Source organism: Nostoc sp. 2RC (assembly GCF_014222165.1).
Taxonomy (GTDB): domain Bacteria; phylum Cyanobacteriota; class Cyanobacteriia; order Cyanobacteriales; family Nostocaceae; genus Nostoc; species Nostoc linckia.
The window spans coordinates 1-23,879 of the sequence record NZ_JACKZU010000088.1; the positions used below are offsets into that span (position 1 = coordinate 1).

The 23,879-nt window shown below is 36.8% G+C and carries 18 protein-coding genes; 17 read left to right on the forward strand and 1 reads right to left on the reverse strand.

Features of this window, described 5'->3' with window-relative positions:
• Positions 1-139: 139 nt before the first annotated feature.
• Positions 140-1,306, reverse strand: a complete 1,167-nt coding sequence (locus GNE10_RS12625) for a DUF58 domain-containing protein (RefSeq protein WP_185565485.1) — start codon at positions 1,304-1,306, stop codon at positions 140-142.
• Positions 1,307-1,520: 214 nt separating this feature from the next.
• Here GNE10_RS12625 and GNE10_RS12630 point away from each other — a divergent pair, with 214 nt between their 5' ends.
• The 17 genes from GNE10_RS12630 (at position 1,521) to GNE10_RS12710 (ending at position 23,802) form a co-directional block, all read left to right on the forward strand.
• On the forward strand, positions 1,521-1,727 hold the full coding sequence (locus tag GNE10_RS12630) for a glycogen debranching protein (RefSeq protein WP_099069124.1): 207 nt from the start codon (positions 1,521-1,523) through the stop codon (positions 1,725-1,727).
• Between the two features lie 506 nt (positions 1,728-2,233).
• A complete protein-coding gene (locus GNE10_RS12635; RefSeq protein WP_185565474.1) occupies positions 2,234-2,785 on the forward strand; it encodes a methylmalonic aciduria and homocystinuria type D protein in 552 nt (183 codons plus the stop codon).
• 737 nt (positions 2,786-3,522) lie between these two features.
• Positions 3,523-4,092: a DUF4255 domain-containing protein gene (locus tag GNE10_RS12640; RefSeq protein WP_099069122.1), complete on the forward strand. Its 570-nt coding sequence runs from the start codon at positions 3,523-3,525 to the stop codon at positions 4,090-4,092.
• 34 nt (positions 4,093-4,126) lie between these two features.
• Positions 4,127-4,960, forward strand: coding sequence for a hypothetical protein (locus GNE10_RS12645; protein ID WP_185565475.1), 834 nt, complete (start codon positions 4,127-4,129; stop codon positions 4,958-4,960).
• Between the two features lie 131 nt (positions 4,961-5,091).
• Positions 5,092-6,459, forward strand: coding sequence for a phage tail sheath C-terminal domain-containing protein (locus GNE10_RS12650; protein WP_185565476.1), 1,368 nt, complete (start codon positions 5,092-5,094; stop codon positions 6,457-6,459).
• Between the two features lie 273 nt (positions 6,460-6,732).
• Positions 6,733-7,194, forward strand: a complete 462-nt coding sequence (locus tag GNE10_RS12655; RefSeq protein ID WP_099069119.1) for a phage tail protein — start codon at positions 6,733-6,735, stop codon at positions 7,192-7,194.
• A gap of 48 nt (positions 7,195-7,242) precedes the next feature.
• Positions 7,243-7,725, forward strand: a complete 483-nt coding sequence (locus GNE10_RS12660) for a phage tail protein (protein WP_099069118.1) — start codon at positions 7,243-7,245, stop codon at positions 7,723-7,725.
• A gap of 2 nt (positions 7,726-7,727) precedes the next feature.
• Positions 7,728-7,892 (forward strand): DUF5908 family protein, encoded by a 165-nt coding sequence (locus GNE10_RS12665; protein ID WP_180267543.1) that lies wholly within the window; start codon positions 7,728-7,730, stop codon positions 7,890-7,892.
• A gap of 9 nt (positions 7,893-7,901) precedes the next feature.
• Positions 7,902-8,624: a hypothetical protein gene (locus GNE10_RS12670; protein WP_185565477.1), complete on the forward strand. Its 723-nt coding sequence runs from the start codon at positions 7,902-7,904 to the stop codon at positions 8,622-8,624.
• Positions 8,625-8,629: 5 nt separating this feature from the next.
• On the forward strand, positions 8,630-10,267 hold the full coding sequence (gene vgrG / locus GNE10_RS12675) for a type VI secretion system tip protein VgrG (RefSeq protein WP_185565478.1): 1,638 nt from the start codon (positions 8,630-8,632) through the stop codon (positions 10,265-10,267).
• A gap of 31 nt (positions 10,268-10,298) precedes the next feature.
• Positions 10,299-10,703, forward strand: coding sequence for a GPW/gp25 family protein (locus GNE10_RS12680; protein WP_185565479.1), 405 nt, complete (start codon positions 10,299-10,301; stop codon positions 10,701-10,703).
• Positions 10,703-13,177 carry a DUF4157 domain-containing protein gene (locus GNE10_RS12685; protein WP_221642829.1) on the forward strand — a complete coding sequence of 825 codons (2,475 nt, stop codon included), beginning with the start codon at positions 10,703-10,705 and terminating at the stop codon, positions 13,175-13,177. Before GNE10_RS12680 ends, GNE10_RS12685 begins: the two co-directional genes overlap by 1 nt.
• A gap of 58 nt (positions 13,178-13,235) precedes the next feature.
• Positions 13,236-17,414, forward strand: a complete 4,179-nt coding sequence (locus tag GNE10_RS12690; RefSeq protein ID WP_185565480.1) for a hypothetical protein — start codon at positions 13,236-13,238, stop codon at positions 17,412-17,414.
• Between the two features lie 15 nt (positions 17,415-17,429).
• Positions 17,430-19,043, forward strand: a complete 1,614-nt coding sequence (locus GNE10_RS12695; protein ID WP_185565481.1) for a hypothetical protein — start codon at positions 17,430-17,432, stop codon at positions 19,041-19,043.
• Positions 19,044-19,321: 278 nt separating this feature from the next.
• On the forward strand, positions 19,322-19,534 hold the full coding sequence (locus tag GNE10_RS12700) for a hypothetical protein (RefSeq protein ID WP_185565482.1): 213 nt from the start codon (positions 19,322-19,324) through the stop codon (positions 19,532-19,534).
• 38 nt (positions 19,535-19,572) lie between these two features.
• Positions 19,573-21,963 carry a hypothetical protein gene (locus GNE10_RS12705; protein WP_185565483.1) on the forward strand — a complete coding sequence of 797 codons (2,391 nt, stop codon included), beginning with the start codon at positions 19,573-19,575 and terminating at the stop codon, positions 21,961-21,963.
• Between the two features lie 15 nt (positions 21,964-21,978).
• A complete protein-coding gene (locus tag GNE10_RS12710) occupies positions 21,979-23,802 on the forward strand; it encodes a contractile injection system tape measure protein (RefSeq protein ID WP_185565484.1) in 1,824 nt (607 codons plus the stop codon).
• Positions 23,803-23,879 lie beyond the last annotated feature (77 nt).

Below are 23,879 nucleotides of genomic sequence, written 5' to 3' on the forward strand. Positions count from 1 at the left end.
GAGGCCCCCCCCTTCCCCCTTAACCAACAAGTATTGGGAGATGAGGGAGACAAGGGAGACAAGGGAGAATAAATCCTGATTTACCAGTCAACAGTCATCAGTCAACAGTTAACAATCAACATCCAGCACCCCCAATTTTCTATGCCCCATATCCTATTGTTTTTTGTAGTTGGGGTTGTAGTGGGCGATCGCTTTGCAAAACTATACCCGGATGCTGCCAATTGATAACTTCTGGTTCTGGTGGCGATGACGTATTCTGCCACAAAACCCAGCGGCTACCTGGAGATAGAGTAGCAAGGCTTTTTTGGTTTTGAGTCAGCCAAATCAAAGGATGGCTTTTGGGGACTACTGTGCTGGCTTCTTCTAAGGTAGTGGTTGCTGCTAGGGTTTCTAAAACAAAACGTTCTCCTTTAATTAAACCTGTGGATGCTGTCCACAGTTGCACCTGTAATTGCTGTTTTTGTGCATAAAAATACAATGAGGCTGCGGCGATTACTGCTTGTTCAAAGTTTTCTTCTTGCCAATTGCTGGCACTGTCAATGGCAATAACTATCTCTTGTCCACCAGTCACCATTTCTAACTCTCGCACCCGTAATTCTCCGTAACGAGCGCTAGTCCGCCAGTGAATTAGACGGGTGGAGTCTCCCAAGCGGTAGGGACGAAGCGATCGCACTAGTCCCGTTGTGGCCGTCTTTTCGGGTTTACCAAGAGAATCGCTTCTTTTGCTTTCTTCTTGCCCCATTTCATCCACTAGGGGACAGGTAGCCAAGGATAATACTGTTGGATAGACAATGGCAATAGCGGCACAATCACGCTGACGACGACACCAGAATAACCCCAAAGGCGCACCAGAAGCAAGTTCCACTGTGTGCCAGCGATAGACGCCCCGGCGCTCTGTAGGGTGATAGTATACCCAACGGTGAGTGCCTTGACTAGGAATTGTCTCGATGGCCTTTTGTACTGGTTTGCCCAAAACAAAAGGCAACATATCCTCAACTTGCAATAAGCTTACAGCCTGCTGTGTCTGATTGCAGATTTCTAACTCTATAGTTAATTCATTACCTGCTGACACAGGTGCAATGGAACGGCGGGTGACGGATAGATTTGTGAGCGATCGCGGCGGTAAGATGGCCGCCACAGTCAAAAGGGCAAAACTGATGCCGCTAATGGCGTACAGCCAACCAGCCATCGTATTGATACCTGCGCCAAAAAAACAAATAGCCGTAGCCGCTAGCACCCAACCGCCGTATGCAGGGGCACTGGCGCGGGTTTCTAATAAATTGGTGATGGGTTTGATGATTGTCATAGTTTCTTTTTTAACCCAACACCACCCTAAATTCACAGGCTTAAAGGGTTTCTTGATGTCTACCACGCGCTACGCCTACAAAGCAGATTTTTTAAACCTCTCTCTGCCCCATCTCCCTTGTCTCCCCATCCCCCCATCCCCAAAACTCCCAGAAGATTTGTATTTTAAAATGATGAATATCTTTTTTGACTAAAGTTGTTAAGGGGAAGGTTTTATGACTATTTGGGTAAATGAGCAAATCGATCCGTCTGGTATGATTCATGCTTGTATTGCTTGTTGTAACGAATCTCAAGCCAAAGATTGTCATGATTCCTTTGAGAATAATTTGACCCAGACGCAAAAAGCAGCAGGTTGGGTAGCGCGATTACGCACAGTGGATTCTTGGGATGAAGTTCCTGTTAATTCTTTAAAACTCAATTAAGTATAGGAATAAATTCGTTGACTGTTGACGGTTGACAGTGAACCGTCAACAACTAACGTGAAAAAACGTGCAAGTTAAATGCTTAAGAAGGCAGAAGTACGTTCGCGTAGCGTCCCGTAGGGAAGGCAGAAGGCTTTTATGGAATCTCCATAAATAAATTTAGGGGATTTAATAAAGAGGCAGTATTTCTCATGCTTGCGCGTCTCGAAATACATATTTTTTCAAGTTTCCATAAATAAATTTAGGGGCTTTAAACCCTTTTGGCAGAGGGAAAAATTGTATTTTTTGTCTTCTGCCTTCTGCCCTCTGCCCTCTGCCTTTCTTCGGTCAATCTGATTAAATAGGTTAATAAAGCATAAAAATCCGATTAAAATTGCAAGTTATTAACAACTACTTCTTATAAAATTAATCTATTATAGAAATCTGATGATTTTTTGTAACTATTAAGAGCTATCATCTATACCGTAGATTAAATTAGAAAACTTGCTTTCAACCGAATTAATTTAGTGACATATCCTAAAGTTTACGCTTCAAAACAAGGCTATCCCATTAATTTAGTTGGCGAAACGGGACAAGCGGTTCAAATTTCAATTCATCCCCCCAGTCAATATATCTGTGCCAACTGCGAACGGATATTACCAGATTGGAAGCACCAGCCATTTTTACGAGTAGTGATTGTCTTACAGCGATCGCGTTATCAACTAGTGGAAAAGACTGTGGAAATAGAAACAGAGAAAGAACGCTTGCGAGAAAAGTTTATGAGATTTGGCTGCGATTTAGCATTTAATCTGCGCGATCGCGGTTATTTAACTGACCTAATCGACCCTCGTACAGGTTATCCTTTATTATCTCATCCCGGAGCAATTCCCCACGACGACACAGCAGTTGTTCAAGCTTTACTCAACTATCAAGTGGTTAAAAATCAATGTCGTGTATTAATTCATCCCGAATGGGGTGCAGCAGTTTATCCAAGCATTCTAATCTCAGAAGCTCCGCCAATTGTAATCGAATGGGCTACTAAAGGTATAGCTGTTATGCATGGGTGGAAAGAAAATTAATAATTTGCTGTTGTCTATCGTATGTTAATCAAGTTCAAATAAGCATGTTTTTTTCTCTCTGTTTCCCGTTGTTTGACTTCCACAGAGGAGCTTTCTTTACTGAACTTTATTGGATTATATGTATGATTTGTAGTGTAAAATCCCCTCTTTTCACGATTGGGAATCAGGGTTTTAAAAACACACAAATCACTTAACTATTTTCATGCCTAAATTCAGCAACGTCAATAATTTAAAAATATATTTTTCAGAAAGTATAAAATGTAAAGATATATTTTGTGTTGAACTTGACAGACAATGTTGTTGTTATACTCAGCACTATTGTTTCAGTAGTAAATAATCCAAAAGATACGAATTCTTTCTTTTGCTAAGTTAGAGTTGATTTATAAAGGAAACATTAAATTTTCTGGTGCATTATTGCAAAACTTAATGCATCAAAAAAATAGTGCTTTGTGGTTAATTTTCATTTTTTCAACCTGCTAAATCCTCCTATAACCATAACACAATGGCAATTTTGATGGTGCAAAACTTCAGCCCATCTCGCCCTGTATATGTAATATTTACTTTATCAATAGACTCTTAACTTTTAATTAGCGATGGAAACTGTTTTTAGTAGCAATAGCAATCTTAAATGACTTCTAAAAACTACCACTAGTTTATAAATCAAATAGGATTGTCATACTCTAAGAGTAATGTGTTGGTTTGAACAGGAAAAATTAATTATTGTTACATCATTGCCTATGATAGAGCATGTCCTTTCATTCCTCAAAGAACAACTCAACAGCTACATCCGAGTTAAAACCGGAGCGCAGGATTTTGAGGTCGTATTTGTTCGCGAACGAAATCAGAAAGACGTTTCCTTCCAGAATGATGCCATCACTACCTTGTTAGTCAACTTAGAAGAAGACTATACTTTTCGCTCTGGAGCAGCCTATGAAAGGATGCCTAATCAAGGTGGTAATTCGCCGAAAAACCCTAATATTTACCTGAATTTATATATCTTATTTGCGGCTAATTTTACTGATTACGAGCAATCTTTACAATTTCTATCCCTAATTATCAAATTTTTTCAAAGTCATCGGTTATTCAATCAGCACAACTCTCCAACGCTGAATTCTGAAATCCAAAAATTAACTCTCGAACTGGTTAATTTATCTTTTACAGAACAAAGAGAGGTTTGGGCTAGTTTGGGCATGTCTTATATGCCTTCAGCCATTTATAAAATCAGAATGGTTGTCTTTACAGATGCGGATACAGTAGAAGTTAGTTCTGATATAGCTGACAACGTAGTTTTAACTTCAAATATCTAATTTTTTATAAAAAATAATACATATCGTTAAAATTATGCATTATAAACAACTATTTGAATTGAGGATTATTCACGAGTATTATCAAAATCAAATATGTCCTGACTTTAGGCTGGAACCAACAGCAGAATGTCAGCACATACTTAGTGGTTATCGTTTGATTATGAAAAATCAAGTTAATGGAATAGTGGTGATTGCACCAGTAGATTCAGAAAGTAAGCCCTGGATAGAACTTGCTGAAAATCTGCAATTTAGTTTTATATTAAAGCTCAAAAATGAAGAATTTATAGATTTCACAGAACTTGATTGGAAACCTGTCAATAATGTTATTTATCAATTTACTAATAAAAATCATATTGAAGTATCAGACTTAGAAACAAACAAAACTAAATTTTCTGACCGGAAATTGCCCAAAGGAAAAAATATTTTTGGCATTGTCGATATTTATCATTCCTCTTCCAAATCTCAACTCTTGGATAGCGGAGGTGAATATAAAATTACTTTTAAAGCCAAAAAACAACGATGGTATTATTACTTGCTTGCTGATAGGGAAATTAATGGCGATGAATTTTTAATTAAAGATAAAGACACAACTAGAAAAACAGAAATTAAATTTACCAGATTCGCAAGTACCGAAGCTGAAAAAACAGACTCTATCTTTTCACGTCTTCAGCAACAATTTCCCCAAGCCCAACAATATCTCTTTATATCTGATTCAGAAATTGCTTGTCAGCAAGTAGGAATAAAAAATATTCAACTATTGAAGAATAAAAAAAGTGAAAATAGCAATTCTGTTGTGTGGATAGAACATTTACCTAACCCGCCTAATTATAACGGAATCCAAGTAATTAATGCCCTCAAATATCTATAGAAATCCTATTTGATTTTTGAGATTCTGTACACTTTACTCTTTTATAACTCTCTTGCTATTGCCTGCCTAGATCAGTTCATTAATCAAATCGGACTGCTATATAAAAATTCAAACCAAGGATTGAAATAAACATGGTAACTTATAAAACTCCCAACGTTTATGTTGAAGAAATTTCCACATTTCCCCCCTCAGTAGCCGATGTATCTACAGCCATTCCTGCCTTTATTGGTTACACAGAAAAAGCTCAAAAAGATGATGAAGATTTAACTAACCAACCAACTCGCATTAGTTCCCTCCTTGAGTATGAAACTTTATTTGGAAAAGCTCAAGCATCCAATTTTGAGGTGACAACTGATGCAGGTGGAATTAGTAGTATTACCACCCCTGAACTCAACTATTTAATGTATTATGCCTTGCGCCTGTTTTTTGATAATGGCGGGGGTAGTTGTTATATAGTTTCAGTGGGGCAATACGGTACAGAACCTCTGAAAAAAGCTAATTTTGAAACAGGTTTATCAGCTTTAGCAAAAGAAGATGAGCCTACATTAATACTACTGACTGATGCAGTCAATTTAAGCGAAATCGATTATTACGCACTTTGTCAGCAAACTTTAAAGCAATGTAATAAGTTAAAAGATAGATTTGCGATTTTCGATATTCTCCAAGAGAAAAAAGATAAGACAGGAGGAGTTGATAAATTCCGAGATGCTATTGGCATAGAAACAGATGAATTAAAGTATGGTGCAGCTTACTATCCTTATTTACAAACCTCACTAAACTACTATTACACCGATGATTCTGTAAGCATTAAAGGAGTTGGAGACACTGCTGATACACAAGCTCAAAAACTAACCGACACCAAAACCCAAAGAACCGATCTCTACAACAAAATTCAGACTGAGATAAGTAAAAAGCGAGTTGTATTACCTCCAAGTGCTGCTGTTGCTGGAGTGTATGCCAGAGTAGACAGAGACAAGGGAGTTTGGAAGGCACCAGCTAATGTTAGTTTGGCATCAATACTTGCTCCTACAGTTAAAATTAGCAACGAAGAACAAGAAAATCTCAACATAGATCCCACCGCAGGTAAATCAATTAATGCTATTCGTAGTTTTACCGGCAAAGGAACCTTAATTTGGGGTGCAAGAACTTTAGCCGGTAATGACAATGAATGGCGTTATATACCTGTGCGCCGACTGTTTAATCTCATTGAAGAATCAATTCAAAAAGCCACTGCATTTGTTGTTTTTGAATCTAATAACGCCATCACTTGGCTAAAAGTGAAATCTTTAATTGAAAGTTATTTAGAGGGATTATGGCGACAAGGTGCCCTGGCTGGTAGTACGCCAGAACAAGCTTATTTTGTCAATATTGGACTTGGTAAAAGCATGACTGCACAGGATATTTTAGAAGGACGCATGATTGTAGAAATTGGTCTAGCGGCAGTTCGTCCGGCTGAGTTCATTATCCTCAAATTCTCCCATAAATTACAGGAAGCGTAGGAAAAAGCTAAACAATTTGGGGTTTTATGCGGTTTGATATTTAACTTGCAATTGGCTTTATTATATTGTTGATTGTTGACCATTGACAGTTAACAATCAACAACCAACACGAGTAGTTATGCGATTGAATTTAAAGTTCTGCGGTGCTTGAATTCAAACATCATATTATTACTCCACAATGCCAGCAAAAATTATTATCTTTGATGCCAACTTGGTATCAAATTTGCACAATTGTCAACAACTAAAAACACTTAAATTAAGGACACATCGATCATGGCAACTTCAGCAGAAGAGATTAAAAATAATTACCCAATTCCTGTCTTTTATTATCGAGTCACCATAGATGGAGATGATTCCCACGCTTTCTCAGAAGTTTCCGGATTAAGCATTGAATATGAAACCATAACTTATAGAGATGGTATGAGTTATAAAGATGGAGCCAAGTATATGCCGGGATTAAGTACTCCCGTTAGCTTAAGCCTCAAAAAAGGCATAGTTAGAAAAGATAGCTATTTATTTAATTGGATTAGTACCGTGAAATTAAATACTGTCGCCAAGCGCGATATTCGTATTGATTTATTAGACGAAACAGGTACAGCAGTTGTTTCTTGGACAGCGATAAATGCCTTTCCTAAGAAATTAGATGCACCGTCATTTAATGCCACTAGTAATGAAGTTGCTATTGAAAGTTTAGATTTAATGGCTAACGATCTTAAGATTGACTATCCCGGATGATTACTCATTTTTCTTCTTTTAATTGACTTTTGGAAAAATTCTAGTGCAATGGCAGATAAATTTCCTATTCCGGAACTTACTTTGACAGAAAATCCCCCTGTTGGATTTTATTTTATGGTGGTGTTTTTCATTGCCGGAATTTTGCCTAATCCCTTAGATATTCGCTTTCAAAAAGTATCGGGAATTTCTGCCGAAATAGAGACAACAGACATCCGTGAAGGTGGTGAAAATATATTTAGACATCGTTTGCCTAGTCATGTCACTTATAATAATCTGGTTTTAGAAAGAGGAATGGTGATTGGTTCGCCTTTGAATGCAGAGTTTAATATTGCCATGAATTCCATGAAATTTACACCCAGTAATGTCTTAGTGATGTTGCTGAATGAAAATAGTATTCCTCTTTCTAGCTGGTTATTTAAAAGAGCTTATCCCGTGAAATGGAGAGTATCTGACCTAGATGCTAGTGCCAATGCAATAGTTATAGATACGATGGAATTAGCCTACACCAGATTTCAAAGTGTGAGTATTTAGCTATGCCTGTGGAAATTAAAGAATTAATTATTCGTGCCAACATTGTCGATAGTAATGATACTAATTACCAATCTGCAATTGAAGGTAATTCCGAACAAAAACAAGAAATCATTGCTGCTTGTGTGGCACAAGTACTAAAAATTTTGGAGCGTCAGCGAGAAAGATAATAAAAATATATGCTGAAAAACCCTTTTAAATTAGAAAAACTGAAGATTTATGTTTATGGAAATAGACTGCGGATTGGTTTACCACAACAAACCTTTGAAGCTATGTTTAATCCGGAATCCTATTCCTTAACATACGAAAATGTTTATCAATCTTATCAGGGGATTAATACCAGTGGACGCACTGCTAAATATTCTTTGAGCAAACCTCAGAAATTGTCCCTGAAGTTAATTTTAGATGATACGGGAGTAGCAGATTATGGGCTTTCTGGGTTTGCGGCGGCTGCATTTCTTGGCAAGCTTAAAGGCACGAAAGATATTTACAAGCAAGTAAATCGCTTTCTTGAGCTAACTACTTATATGGATGGCAAAAGCCATGAACCTAAGTTTCTCAAAATTGAATGGGGAGACTTAATTTTTGATTGTCGATTGCAATCTGTTAATGTTAATTATACGCTTTTCAACCGCAGTGGACAACCGATTAGGGCTGAATTAGATTCAGTTTTTATCGGGGATATCCAAGATTCTAAACGGATTAAACAAGAAAATAAAAGCTCGCCAGATTTATCGCACTCTAGAATTATCAAAGGTGGAGATAAATTGCCTGTGATGGCTCAAGAAATATACGGCGATTCTGGTTATTACATTCAGCTGGCTCGTGCTAATAATCTTAATAATTTCAGAAAATTGAAACCAGGAACAAATATTAAATTACCACCAGTTAAAGAAGTATAAAAATAATGAGTGGTGTTGTCACAGTAACAATTTTGAATGATGGGTCAATCATGAACCCTGAATATAACGTCATGTCCATTGACATTATCAAAGAGGTGAACAAAATACCCATAGCTCAAATAATTTTATTAGATGGTGACGCCACAAAACGCGAATTCGCTATTAGTAACACAGATTTTTTTCAGCCTGGTAATAATATTGAAATCAAGCTCCGCTATGAAGGTGAACGACAAAACGAGGCGACAGTTTTTGCAGGTATTGTAGTGAGACATTCCCTGCAAGCCGACCAATATGGTTCTCTGTTAACTGTTGATTTAAAAGATGCAGCATTTAAATTAACTCATCAAAGAAAAAGTGCTGTTTTTCGAGAGATGACAGACAACGAAATTATTAACAAAATTATCGAACCTTGGGGATTGGAAATTACATCTATTGCTGCAACTAAACCAAAGCATAAAGAAATGGTGCAATATTACTGCACCGACTGGGATTTTATTGTATCTCGTGCAGATGTCAATGGTCATTGGGTTTTAGCTGACGATGGTAAAATTACCGTACAACAGCCTAATCTCAATGGGTTACCAAAAAATAGCTTTGAATATGGTATCAGTGATATTTACGAATTTGAAATGTCTGCTGACATTCGCCATCAATATGCAACGGTAGAAAGTACCGCTTGGGATGTGAAAACACAGAGTATATCACCACTTCAAAAAGCTAAAGCTTTTTCTCTGAGTCAGGGTAATTTAAAAGCAGAAGAATTAGCAAAAACTATCGGTGCAGACAATTATCAATTAATTTATTCGGGACAATTAAATGACGAAGAAACACAAATTTGGGCTGATGCTAAATTGCGTAAAAGTCGTTTTTCCATGTTGAATGGTCGTCTGAAAGTGCCTGGATTTGCGGACATTAAACCAGGACAATTAATGGAAATTGCAGGTATCAGCAAACGCTTCAATGGTAAAACATTAGTCACAGCAATTCGACATCAAGTCAATGAACAAGGATGGCAGACAGATATACAATTTGGTTTATCTGCTGATTTCTTCGCTCAACAAAATCATAATATTGTTGATATTCCAGCAGCAGGATTAGTTCCAGCAATTCATGGGTTGCAAATTGGGATAGTTGAGAACTATGAAGACGATCGCCAACAACAATTTAGGGTAAAAGTCAGAATTCCGTCAATAGAAAAAGATGGTATTATTTGGGCGAGATTAGCTTCTGTGGACGCTGGTAATGAACGAGGTATTTTTTTTAGACCAGAACTAGGTGATGAAGTGATTCTCGGTTTTATCAATGACGATCCCAGACAAGCCATAATTTTAGGTGCAGTGCATAGCGAGAAAAACGCTTTACCCCCTGATTTTACAGTCACCCAGGAAAATAATAAAAAAGGGATTGTCACTAAAAAATCATTAAAAATACTTTTTGATGATGAAAAGAAGTTAATTGAAATCAGTACGCCTAATGGCAATAGTTTTAAATTATCAGAGGAAGCGCAAGGTATTAATTTAGTGGATGAAAATGGTAATACTATGACTATGAACGCTCAAGGATTGAAACTTGAATCGCCTGAAGATATTACTATTCAAGGTAAAAATATAATTATTAAAGGTACAGAAATTCATATAAATTAATTGTTTATATAAATATAAAAATCTATTTATTATGGAAACAAATAACTCTTTTTTAGGAACGGGATGGAGTTTTCCCCCCACATTTCACCAAAATACTGGAACAGTAGAGATGGTATCAGATGAAAAAGATATTATCCAAAGTTTAGAAATTATCCTCTCAACTCGTCCAGCAGAAAGGATTATGCAGCCTAATTTTGGTTGTGAATTAAGCCAGTTTATTTTTGAAGAAATTACTCAAGGTTTAATTACTAATATTAAAGGGACAATTTATGATGCCCTTTTGGATCACGAACCGCGTATTGATGTTGAAGAAATTGATATTGATGAAAGTGAAGCAGGTTTATTACTTATAAGTGTGACTTATCGCGTGCGAGTGACTAATTCGCGATTTAATTTGGTTTATCCTTTTTATATTAATGAAGCTCAAATCCTTTGATGCTATCTCCATCAATTGGGGGAATTTTAGATAAAACACACTTAAAAATAAAAAAGGCGTTACATATGGCAAATCTCGGTAAACAACAAGTTTCATCCAGGCAAACAGCCAAATTAGTTGAGAAAAAGAGCGTTGTTGAGCAAAGTAAATTTCCTGAAGCACCAACATCCACAACCGATTTATCTGGTTACCACCAACCGCAGTCTGGGGAAATGATAGCCAATGTAATGCGATCGCACTTAACCCCAAACTCCATATCAACCACTAATTTGGCAGATAATCATCAATTATTAGCACCAAAACGTCAAGATAGCGAAGCCAATTTTTTCCCTACAAACCAGCTAAAAGCAGCATCAAGGCTCAGCTTACCAACGGACGGGGTAGTTCAAACAAAGCTGACCATAGGCCAACCCAATGACCGTTATGAACAGGAAGCCAACAGGGTCGCAACATCGGTGGTACGGCAAATAAATCTTCCTACACCTATTTCTGGGACTCAAGGTGAGGTGGTGCAAGAAAAAGAAGAACATGGACTGAGGAAAAAGCCCCAGCCAGTGTTGCAGCGTCAGGAAGCCATAGGTGGCGGTGAAGCATCAACAGAGTTGGCATCTGCCATTAACAGTGCTAAGGGAAGCGGACAGCCTTTAGATACCAGACTACAGCAGTCAATGGGGCAGGCGATGGGGGCAGATTTTAGTGGGGTGAGCGTACATACGAATAAACACTCAGACCAGTTGAATCAATCGATTCAGGCGAAGGCCTTTACCACCGGGCAGGATGTATTCTTTCGGCAGGGGGCTTATCAACCGGGAAGTCGCGGGGGTCAGGAGTTGATTGCCCATGAATTGACCCATGTAGTGCAGCAGAATGGCGATGGCATCCGTCGCAAAGAGACCCCAAAACAAGACCACCAGAATAGTGGAAGCGATATTTCCATTTCCCCAACTCCAAGCGACCAAATTCAAAGGCGTTTTGGATTTGAAATTGAACTACCTATGTTGTTTACACACAAAGCCAACATCGCGGTTCCATCTTTAGCAGGGGGGGGCAATATAGCTATGAATGATGTGCCGATGGATGCAGGAATGGGAGGTAGACATACGAATTTAGTAGATATGACGGGAGCAAGTCACTGTTATTTAAATGTTGACCATAGTAGAACCCTGAATAAACTTTACGAGGCAGAGCTAGACCAATATGCCACAGATAATGGTCTAAACCAAAATCAGCAGGACAGCCTGCAAGCTATCCGTGGAAGACTCATACCTAGTGGCGCTAGTATTGTCGAGGTTGTGACAACAGCATGGGATGAAAGTACCCTTTCTCGAACTCAGGCTCTAGCGAGGGTACGAGGGGTAGTGAACGCAGTAAATCAACTGTATAACAATATAGATAATGATACACAAGCGGCTGTGGGCGCACCGGTAGACGCATATTACATCGGCTCAGACAGTCCCAATTCTTCCCTTTTTCAACCACGTTTAGGATATTTTCACGCAACATATGGGATAAAACTCGCACAAGTACCTTATTTATTCGAGCAGACTACCCAACAAAAGAACAGAATGGCTCGATATGCAGAGCGAAATCTACCAGAAAAGGAACATGCCAAGAATGTAGAGCTGACGAAGCGTTCAGTAGCAGTAGCAAAAACAGCGATGACAGCCATCAAGAGATTGTGGCCGACAGTGCCGGTGACACGAAAATTTTTGCCAGATACAACAAAGATCGACCTATCGAGCGCAGCAGAAAAAGATTTTCTTGGGTTTTTAACGCTTTTATGTAATTACTTCATGCTGATGAATGAACACACTGGAAGGGGCGATTTGGCAAAGAAGCTGGTAGGAATGCATTACTATAAGAGCGACCTTTATGATGTGGCAAGCCAGTTGCCAACTCAGGTGATAAATCCGTTGCGTACAGCTAATACTACCTTGGTTAAGCAGGTAATAAATGCAATTTGTACAGCCGTGGGAATAAACAAGACCGATAAGTTGAACGATGGTCTTAGCGGCTACACAGTACAACAGTATTTATATCAGATATTCAGGGGGCATTATGGTGTCATCGTGGACAGTAACACTGGCCTTGCCCAGCAGGACGCTTCCAACAATACCTTCATAGACCCCGTGCTGGCTGGCAGTATTAATCCCTACAGTAGTAAGTTGGGGCCAGAGCAACTGGGGCCTGTGGGACGACAAGGAATGGGAGTGGTAATGGAAAATCGACACTTGGAATATCTCAACCCTACATATGGGAGGCTCGTGACTGCTCAGCAGAGGGCAATGACACAAGAAGTCATTCGTTATGGAGCGCCGCAAGGGGCACCTGACACAAGGACGGCCCAGGAGCGAGCTATGTACGATTCCATAGGAGCGAGAGAGGAAGGGCCCGCAAGGCGACCCATAGCACAATGGGAAGGGATAATGATGGGAATATACGACATGGTGAAAGCCACCAATAATCGGACATAGTACGATGCTTTTGTAGCGGATCAAACCAGCCCGCGATCGCCTAATTCGGAAAACAGATATGGAGCGATCGCTCACCGATTATTTTTCATTTTTATATACAATCACAATTCATAATTCAGCTATGAATATAAATAAGCAAATTAAAGATCGGGTTTTTCGGGATGGGGTTAGTCAACGCCATCGCTTACTTAGAGAACTGGAACCAGATTATGTTGCAGTGGATGAGCGCGATACATCAGATTTGTTGGCTTTTGTGCAAGACTATGCTACAAAACTCAACTATTTTGATGAGTCTAATACGATAAAGGGTGATTGGTCGGCTTTTTTTGCGGGAGATATTAAGCAAATGGTTGCTTACATTAATAACCCGGAAAGTTTCGCCGATGATGAATCGACACTCAGACAATTATCTCAACCTCATCTAGTTTTATTATTGACGTTTTTACAATTATTACGCTATCCGCAACAACAGTTTAAAGCACTGACTCAAAGATATCTTGATTTTTACTATCAAGAGGTTTTAAAGTTAAGGATAAAACCGGAAGTTGCCGATAAAATCAATGTCATTTTTGAATTGTTGCCAGGACAAGATACGCATTTAATTAAACAGGGTACTTTGCTGAATGCAGGTCAAGATAGTCAAGGTATTAATCTCAATTATGCGACTGATGAAGACATCATCGTGAATCGAGCTACTGTGGCGAGTGTAAAAACTGTATTTTTAGAAAAAACATACATCACTTTAGAAGACATTCATCAGCAAGATAATAGAAGCGATCGCAGTTTTGAAAAGATGCTGCGATGGGCCATTGGTAGCCCCAATCAAGGAGATAGATTTCCTGATTTTAATGGCACAGCAGTGGATATTAATTATCTTAAACAATATATATATCAACCACTGAAAAATACTCAACAAATATCTCAAACAGCAAAAAATTATGTTGAAAATAGTTTATTTTTTGATAATATAGAAAGTTTTCAATATTGCTTTGAAACAAACGATCGCCAAACAAGTGAAGATAATCCCAACCTGAAAAAACCTACGGAATTAGAATGGCAAGAAATTTATAAAATAACAGAAAAAGCCTACAGAAAAAAAATCACCTTTGCTAGACGTAATACTTTAAAGGAAGAACGAGAAAAATCCGGCTTCGATGGAATGATGAAATTGGCTCTCGGTAGTCCTAATCCTGGGGATGCTTTACCAGAAATGCCAAATAATTATCAAACCTTGGTTGAGATATTTGATAATCTTAACCAAGAGCCAGTTATTAGATATATTAAAGAACAACTTTATCTGAGTGTGGAGGATTTCCGGAAGATTATGGAAATCCAAGCTACTACAGTCAATCCTAATTGGGAAGAAGTTTATCGCCTGGTGGAAAAAGCACAAACCAAGAAAAGGAATTTTATTTATCCTTTCATTGGCAGAACGGAAATTCAAAATATTTATCCCAATTCTCCAGTGGATGTTAAAGAGAAAGAAGCAGCTAAATTCCAACGTTTTCAGACTTTTGGAAACATTACTCAAAATTTACCAAATTCCCTTGGTTTTGCAGTCAGTTCGCCTATACTTTTGTTGTCAGAAGGTACGCGTACTATTATTTTGACCTTTGCATCTTCTGAAAAGACGTTGAATCGAGATGCTTGCCAACAGATGCTCGATAGTAAGATTCAATGTTTTGAGATTTATTTGAGCAGTGGAAAGCAATGGATAAAACCCCAATCATTTAAGTATGAAATTGGTGATTTTATTTTAGAAGAGCCAGTTAAATCTTATAATATATCCCAAGTTAATTTAGGTGCGATTGCTCCAGAAAATCGTATCTTTACAAGTGTGTCTTTGGCGGCTGCTAATGATACATTTGATTCGAGTAATTTCGGGCAACTTCTTGTGTGGAATGACGGTAGAATATTTGAAATTACAGAAATAGTTAATAGTAAACAAGCTAATATTCAGGAAATTGGTAGGGGGATATTTCCTCAAGAAGTTCTTAGCAATGACAAGGTTAAATTATATCAATCTTCTGCTATCTATCTCAATAGTTTACAATTTGAATTAACCATTGATGCCACCTCACCTGCTATTTTGCCACCAGTAGAAACATTAACTGATGCAATGGCTACTCCTCATCCGGTGGTGAAAATTCTGTTGCATCAAATATCAAAATTAGATGATTCTGAAGTAAAATTTATTTATTATCAGCAATTGCGATCGCTACTTTTAAAAAAAGTAAATATTCAAATTAAAGTTGAAAATCTTCAGAATTTACAATTGCGTAATGATAACTCAATTTTGAATCCCAAAACTCCTTTTCCACCCTTTGGTAATAATCCCAAACCAGGTTCGAGTTTTTATTTCAGCCATAGAGAAATCAGTTGCAAAAAATTAGATAGTCTTTCCCTAAATATCCAGTGGATGGCACTCCCCAAAAACTTTGAAGAATACTACAAGGCTTATTCTGATACTGGGGTAATCAGCAAAGTTACTAATAATAGCTTTCAAGTTAGTTGGAAAATTTTCAATAATAGAAGCTGGGTAGACATTGCAACTTATCTACCTATTTTCTCTCAAGATGGGAATAATTTAAGTAATTCCATTCAGCTGCAATGTGAAAACTTTAATATTCCTGGTTATACTCTCGATACTTCTACTTTAGCAATTGCTACAGACAATCCTTTTGAGCAAAACAGATACTTCAAACTGGAATTAGAAAGTCCTGATTTTGCACATGATTTATATCCCATAGTATTAAATAAGGTGGCTTTGGCAACGGATGATAAAAAAAATCTCACAGTTTATCCTCCCTACACCCCTCAAATAAAAGCCATCTCCCTCGACTATACCGCCTCAGTGGAAGTTGATTTGCAAGGGCATTCAAACACTTATGATTCTACCCAAATCTTTCATCTTCATCCCTTTGGCTATGCAGACATCCAAACCTTGAATCCAGATAACTCGACAAATAGCCAATATTATCTCCTACCCCAATATGAAGCAGAAGGTAGTTTATATCTCGGTATCCGCAATCTGCAACCACCACAAAATATTTCTATCCTCTATCAAATGATAGCAGGAAGTGGTAATGGCGAACTCACTCCGCCACAAATTTATTGGAGTTATTTAAGTGGTAATAATTGGCAAGAATTTCAAGACACAGAAATACTTTTTGATAGTACCAACGGATTAGTAGATCCGGGAATTATTCGCTTGAGTATCCCAGATAAAGCCACTAATAAGCATCAATTATTACCAAGTGGATTGCATTGGTTACGAGCCACTGTCAAGGAAAATACCACCGCTATTCCTGATACTTTAGATATCAGAACTCAGGCAGTGAGGGCTACTTTTGTTAATAAAGAAAACGCAGCCGAACATTTCAGTCAACCCCTCGCAGCTAATTCCATTCAAGGATTTGTGACGCGAGATGCTGCCATCAAAACAGTACAACAACCATACACATCATTTGGTGGTAAACCTAAAGAAAATAACCGCGCTTTTACTACGCGGGTGAGTGAAAGACTGCGCCATAAACAAAGGGCAATAACTCCTTGGGATTACGAACGTTTGGTATTAGAAAATTTTCCACAAATTTATAAAGTTAAATGTATCACCTCTGCTGCTGGCTCTAATAATCCCAGTGCTGCAAAAGTAACAGTGGTGGTAGTTCCCGATATTTCTAATACTGCGCCATTTTTTCCCCTAGAACCCAAAGCACCTTTATATTTGCTCAAAGAAATTGAGGCATATCTGCAAAAATATACCTCACCTTTTGTGCAAATTGTGGTGAAAAATCCCCGCTACGAACGTATTAAATACAGAGTGGGCGTCCGTTTTCGCCAGGGATACGAACAAGGTTATTATCTCAATCAACTGAACGAAGATATTAAACGCTTTTTGTCTCCCTGGGCTTATGAAGAACAAGCAGACATTACCTTTGGAAGTTCAATTCACAGTTCTTCACTGATTTATTTTATTGAGAACAGACCTTATGTAGATTATGTTGCCAATTTGAAATTAATTGAACAAATTGGTATTCAAGCTGGTTCTCAAGGTAAATCAGATACTTATTATCGAGTCAATCAATCTAACTTGGCTCAGGTGCAATATCCAGATGCAATTTTGGTTTCTGCACCGGAACATATTATCGATTTAATTGGCACAGAAAATTATGATGAAGAGGACTTTGAAGGCATTGGTTACATGATTGTCGGTATTGATTTTATTGTTAGTTAAAAGGAGTAAAGTATCATGACTCAAAAAAGTAGAAGCGAACTGCAAGGATTATTCAAAACAGGAACGAAACCTTCCCAACAAGATTTTGCCGATTTTATTGAATCCACCCTCAATATTAAAGATGATGGCATACAAAAGCCTTCTGGAGCAGATACTCCCCTGAAGATTACAGCCCAGGGTAACGATGAAAAATTAATAGATTTTTATGCAGGTGAAACAAAAACCTGGGGTTTTAATCAAAAATCAGGAGATAAGCAAGGCTTTAATATATCTAATTCTGGAGGTAGCAGGCTTTTTATTACTAATAGTAATGGGAATGTGGGATTGAGTATCGACCAGCCTACTGCAAAATTGCATATTCAACAGACAGCAAATGAAGATGCTTTGCGAATAGATGATGAGTTAAAGGATACAACTCCTTTTCTAATTAATAAAGATGGTAATGTGGGAATTGGCACAGCAACTCCAGGAACAAAGTTAGAAATCAATGGTAATTTAAAGTTACAACAGGGAGTGGCAGTCAATCAAATTTCTAGTGATAGCACTCTATCAGGAAATAGCGACCTTAGCATACCAACAGAAAAAGCAATCAAAACCTATGCAGATACTAAAGCACTTTTGGCGGGTTCTGCTAACCAGGATTTTCAAACAAAAAACTTAACTGTAAATAGCAATTTCAAATTACAGCAGGGAGTAACAGTTAATAAAATTTCTAATGATGGGACTTTAGCAGGAAATAGCGACCTTGCCATTCCCACAGAGAAAGCAATCAAAACCTATGCAGATACCAAAGCACTTCTAGGGGGTTCTGCTAGTCAGGATTTTCAAGCAAATAACCTAACTATAAAAGGAAAAATTTCAGGTGCCATCGACAGATTAACTTCATCTGATAACAAATATACCTTGGTAATGCAGAGCGATCGCAATTTGGTTATTTACGATGATACCCAAACTCAAGGCAATAAAGCTGTTTGGTCTCTGGCAGGATCGTCTAACCAAAGTTTTTATACAAAAAATCTAAGTGTCTCAGGAAGTCTAACTGTAACCGACTCTTTGTCTGTTGCCGCATCTGCTGGCAGTACAGTAAATATAGATTTATCAGGTCATGTCCAACTCAAAGAATATGGCACACAAAACCTAGCTTTTTTCCAAGCAAGAGACGACTCATCAAATCGAGATATTGGTTTAAGAATTAGAACCCAAAAGGAGGGTGATAAAAAACCAAGTATTGTAGACGCAATCACTATTAGTCCTGATGGTAATTTGGGTCTTGGTACTACAAGTCCAGGTGCAAAATTAGATGTTAATGGCAGTTTGAGGGCAAATAGTCTAAAACTCACAACAAAACTAATTTCATTTAAAAAATATAGCAATCTTGGTGATAATATTAATTACAAAACTGACTATCCCACATCTCAATGGATTTGTAGCATTGCCGGATTTTACTCAGGCCCTGGTGATATAAATGAGGGAACTGTTTCTGACATTATTCAGGTTTATACTTATCCTAACTCCGATGGTTGGTGGTACATTAGGGCGGATTTTTTAACTCACAACAAGAGTGAAAATTGGACGATTTGGCTAATGGCAATTAATCGAGATATAGCAGAAACAGCCAATTCTCTGTAAGCATAAAACAATATGGTTGCTGTTAATAAAGTTCATTTATGGAAGCGAAAAAACAGAGAACAAAAAAAAGCAAAAACAAGGTTATGTCAACCGTATTAAACCACAAGCATCAATCGCAGCTATGGCAACCTCAAATAATTTGTGAAATATTACATGTTAAGTCAATACGGTTCGGTTAAAGGGGAAAGGTGAAAGGGGAAAGGTTTCAAATACATCCTTTACCCCTTACCCCTTAACCTTTTCCCAGACCTATATAACTAAACTATATTTAGTTAATTATGAGACAACAACTAGAAAACCGCCTTCAACAACTCAAAGCTGAATTTGCATCAGGACAAAAAGTCCTTGCAGATTTAGAAGCTAAACAAATCAATGTCCGAGAAACTTTACTCCGCATTCAAGGAGCTATTCAGGTATTAGAAGAAGAATTAACTAAAAATAATGGTGTTGTATCTCAACAAGAAGAATTAGAGGTTTTAGAAACAGACTAAATAGGAGTTCAACCACTAGTCAAAACCACAAAATCACCATGACTGAACACCTTACCATCTCCAGCACTCCTCCCGAACATCCTGGGATGAATTTTGCCTTATTGCGACAAGAAGGCATAAAATATATTGAACGCTTAGCAGGGAAATTGTGGACAGATTACAACACCCACGATCCTGGTATTACTATCCTAGAACAACTCTGCTATGCCATCACGGATTTAAGCTATCGCCTTGATTTCGAGATGAAAGATTTGCTTGCACCTCCTCAAGAAAAAACTGGAGAAAACAGCAAACAGTTTTTTACAGCCAGAGAAATTCTCACTGTGAATCCCCTCACTATTAATGATTATCGTAAACTATTAATTGACATTAATGGTGTGAAAAATGCTTGGTTAGAACCCATTAAAAATTCACAAACTCCCATTTATTATGACTCGATTCTTCATACACTAACCTTTAAAGCTTCCGATTTCACCGAGGAAGTACATTTAAATGGTCTTTATCGGGTAATGATTGAAAAAGAAAAGAATATATTTGATGACGCTAATTTAATAGAACAAATCACAAGCAAACTTCATCAACATCGCAATTTGTGTGAGGATTTTGCTGTCATTGAAATATTACCTGTTGAAGAAATTAGCATCAAAGCAGAGATAGATGTGGAAGAAGGCTTTGATGTCAATGAATTAATGGCAAAAATTTATTTTGATTTAGAAAATTTTATTTCTCCTACTTTAGAATTTTTTAGTTTAAAAGAACTATTAGAACAAGGTAAAACTCCCGAAATTATTTTTGATGGTTTACCCCTTGAACACGGGTTCATTGATAATGAAGAACTCGATAATTTCACTAAAAAAGATGAACTGCATACTTCTGATTTAATTAGAATTATTTTAGATATTCCAGGAATCAAAACAGTTAGAAATATTACTCTTACCAGCAACAAGTCATTGGAATTGGAAGAATGGGCGTTAGCATTAGATCCTAATTTAACACCCCAACTAAAAGATATAGAGCGTTTGACAAATAACATTAGTTTTTACAAAGGACAAATTCCTTGTAATCTCAACCTGGCTAAAGCTAAAAGTCATCTACAATTTTTACAACAGCAAAACAAAAAATCAATATCAACTACACAAATAAAAGATATCCCCGTTCCCCTGGGACAATACCGTGAATTATCTGACTATGAATCAATTCAAAATGATTTTCCTGCTAATTATGGAATTGGAGAATTAGGTTTACCAGCCTCTACATCTCCTCAGCGCAAAGCTCAAGCAAAGCAATTGCAAGCTTATTTAATGTTTTTCGATGCCTTATTAGCTAACTATTTCGCTCAATTAGAACATACGAAAGAGTTATTTTATTTTCAAGAAAATCATAAGACAACTTACTTTTTTCAAGATATTTCCAAAATTCCAGGGGCATCTGAAATTCTTCAGGTCGATGTTAATTCATCACTAGATGAATGGAATGACATTGATTTAGAAAGGAAAAATCGCTTTCTGAATTATTTAACAGCACAGTATTGTGAAAAATTTACGGATTATTCCTTACTTTTATATAACTCAATTCTAGAAGAAGAACTAATTAATCTTAAAATTAATTTTTTACAAAACTATCCTCAAATTAGTGGTGCTAGGGGTAAAGGATTTAATTACACTGACTCCAGTCAAGTTTGGGATACTGACAATGTATCGGGACTAAAACAAAGAATTTGCAGCTTAATTGGTATCCCCTACAAGCGACAAACTTTAGCCCTTTCCGATGAATTGAATGAAACAGCAGGATTTCATATCATCGAACATATTTTACTTCGTCCTGACAGCCGTGAAAATTACGAGCAAAACCCTAATTTTTTAAATTTTGGTCAGCCAATTTCAGAATTTAAATCAAGCACAATTTCTAACAAAATAGTAACTTGTGTTTCTGAAAAACACGGACTTGTTGAAAACGAAGAAATACAAATATTTGACACAAATAATTACGATGGAATTTATTTCATTACTAACGTTCAACAAGATACCTTTGATATAGAAATAGAAACTGGATTTGCCAAATCTGAACCAGGACAGTGGGTACAAGTAGATAGACCCTTAGATCCTTACTCTTTCCAACTCAGTTTTGTATTCCCTGATTGGCAGTTTCAAAATGAAAATTTAAGAAAGCTAATTTATAAAGTAATATTTGCAGAAATACCGGCACATATAACTCCTTACTTTCACTGGTTAGATAAATCAAAAATGCAAGATTTTGAAAGGTCTTACACTCACTGGCTAAACACAATTGTGGACAAAAATGCCACAGGAGAAAATCTGAAAAATACGAGTAATAACCTGATTAAAGCCTTGGAAATTGCCAGTGTTGATATTAGAGAATTTAATGTTTTGGGATATATGACTATCGGCACAGATTTTGTAGTGAGTTGATGAAAATTTTTGCAAGTGAGCCAACAACAACATTCCATTAAAAAACAAATTATAGAAATTAATTTGAGTTCCCAGACCGATGCGTTTGAACTGCAAAATGAGATAAGTAGAATATATAATCATAAATTTATTCCTCTCATTGATAATCTATTGAGTCAGTTTAGTAGTTCAGAAATAATATATCAAATTAATCAATTAGAAATAGATTTAGGTAATATTGATATTCATCATTTGGAAGAGGAATTAGTTGATAAATTTATCGAAAAATTCCAAGAAAAATTACCACAAGCAATTGGTGTATCAACTTATAATTTTTCACAACAAACACAACCATATATTAAATTAGCTGAATCTTCAATCTTGCCTGTTGAGATAGCAGATTTGCTTGATGAGACAGCTAAAGAAAGGGATAACAATAGCAATAGCAATAAAAATCAACTTAAGTTTGGGAATAAAAGAACTTTATCTGAAATTCAATTAGTAAAAATTACCAATATTGAAGCTTCAGAATTAAATATTTTGAACTACTTTTTGCAAACAGGTATGCTACCTTGGTGGAGTGAAAAATTCAGCAAACAAGAACTCGAAAAATGTTGCGATCGCCTACTTACAAATTCACCAAATAAAGTTAAATATCTTGTAGAACAAAGTTTAAAAGAACCCAAGCAATTGCAGCGTCTTATTTATCAATTTTCTGATTCAATACTACTGAAAATAACAGGATTATTGACTACGGATGCTGATTTAGTCCACTTTATTGCAAACTATAATACAGATATAAAGCTGATTTTTCAACAACTAAAACAGACTAAAAATATTCCCGAAGCAAAATTAAGATTAACTAAATGGCAAGGAATCTTTTTTACTCTTTTCTCAAATAGCAACATCCCACTGAATAAATTTAGATTCACTCAAGCCAACTTGTTACATATCACCACTAGTTGTGGAATTAACTATTCGGAATTTTTAAATAGTCTTATTGCTCAAATTAACTACTCAATGAAAGATGGTAAGTACTCCAAAAGTACATTAGCCCAAATTCTCGCAGAAATCAAAATCCCTAACGAAAATACACAAATAAATCTACTATCTAGCGAATTGCAACAACTCAGTCTCAATAAACAGATATCACCAGAATATACACAACAAATCAATCAACTGAATAATGAATTCCAAATATTACTCAATGAAATTAAAAATTCTGCTGAAAATCAATCTAAGCAGAGGACACGTCTGAATGAACTTGAAAAAATTACTCAAAGTCTGAAAATCAAAATCCAACAAGAGACAAATTCTCAGCAATCGCCACTTACTAATAGGAACGACACCTTTACTCAATCTGACGAAATTTATATTTCTAACGCCGGATTAATTTTACTCTGGCCATTTTTGAATCGTTTATTCACCAAAATCAAGTTAGTAGAAAAAAATCTTTTTATTAATCAAATATCTGCTGAACGAGCATCGCTTTTACTCCAGTATTTAGTTGATGCTTCAACAGATTCATCCGAACATATTCTTCCACTCAACAAAATTATTTGTGGTCTAGATTTATTAGAACCTCTAAATACAAACTTAGAAATTACCACCGAAGAACACGCAGAATGTGAAAATTTATTATCTGCTGTGATTCAAAACTGGTCTATTTTGAAAAATACATCTACAGAAGGCTTAAGAAGAGCTTTTTTAGACAGAAATGGTATTTTGAAAGTTCATCATGATGGTTGGCTACTACAGGTTGAACGTCAAACTTATGATGTTTTACTAGATAAAATTCCTTGGAGCATACAAGTTATCAAATTACCGTGGATGAATAATATTTTACACGTAGAATGGTAGTCAATACTTGTCGGGTTTTGGGGGAAAGGGAAAGGGGAAAAGGGAAAGAAAAAACCTTTAACCCTTACCCTTTAACC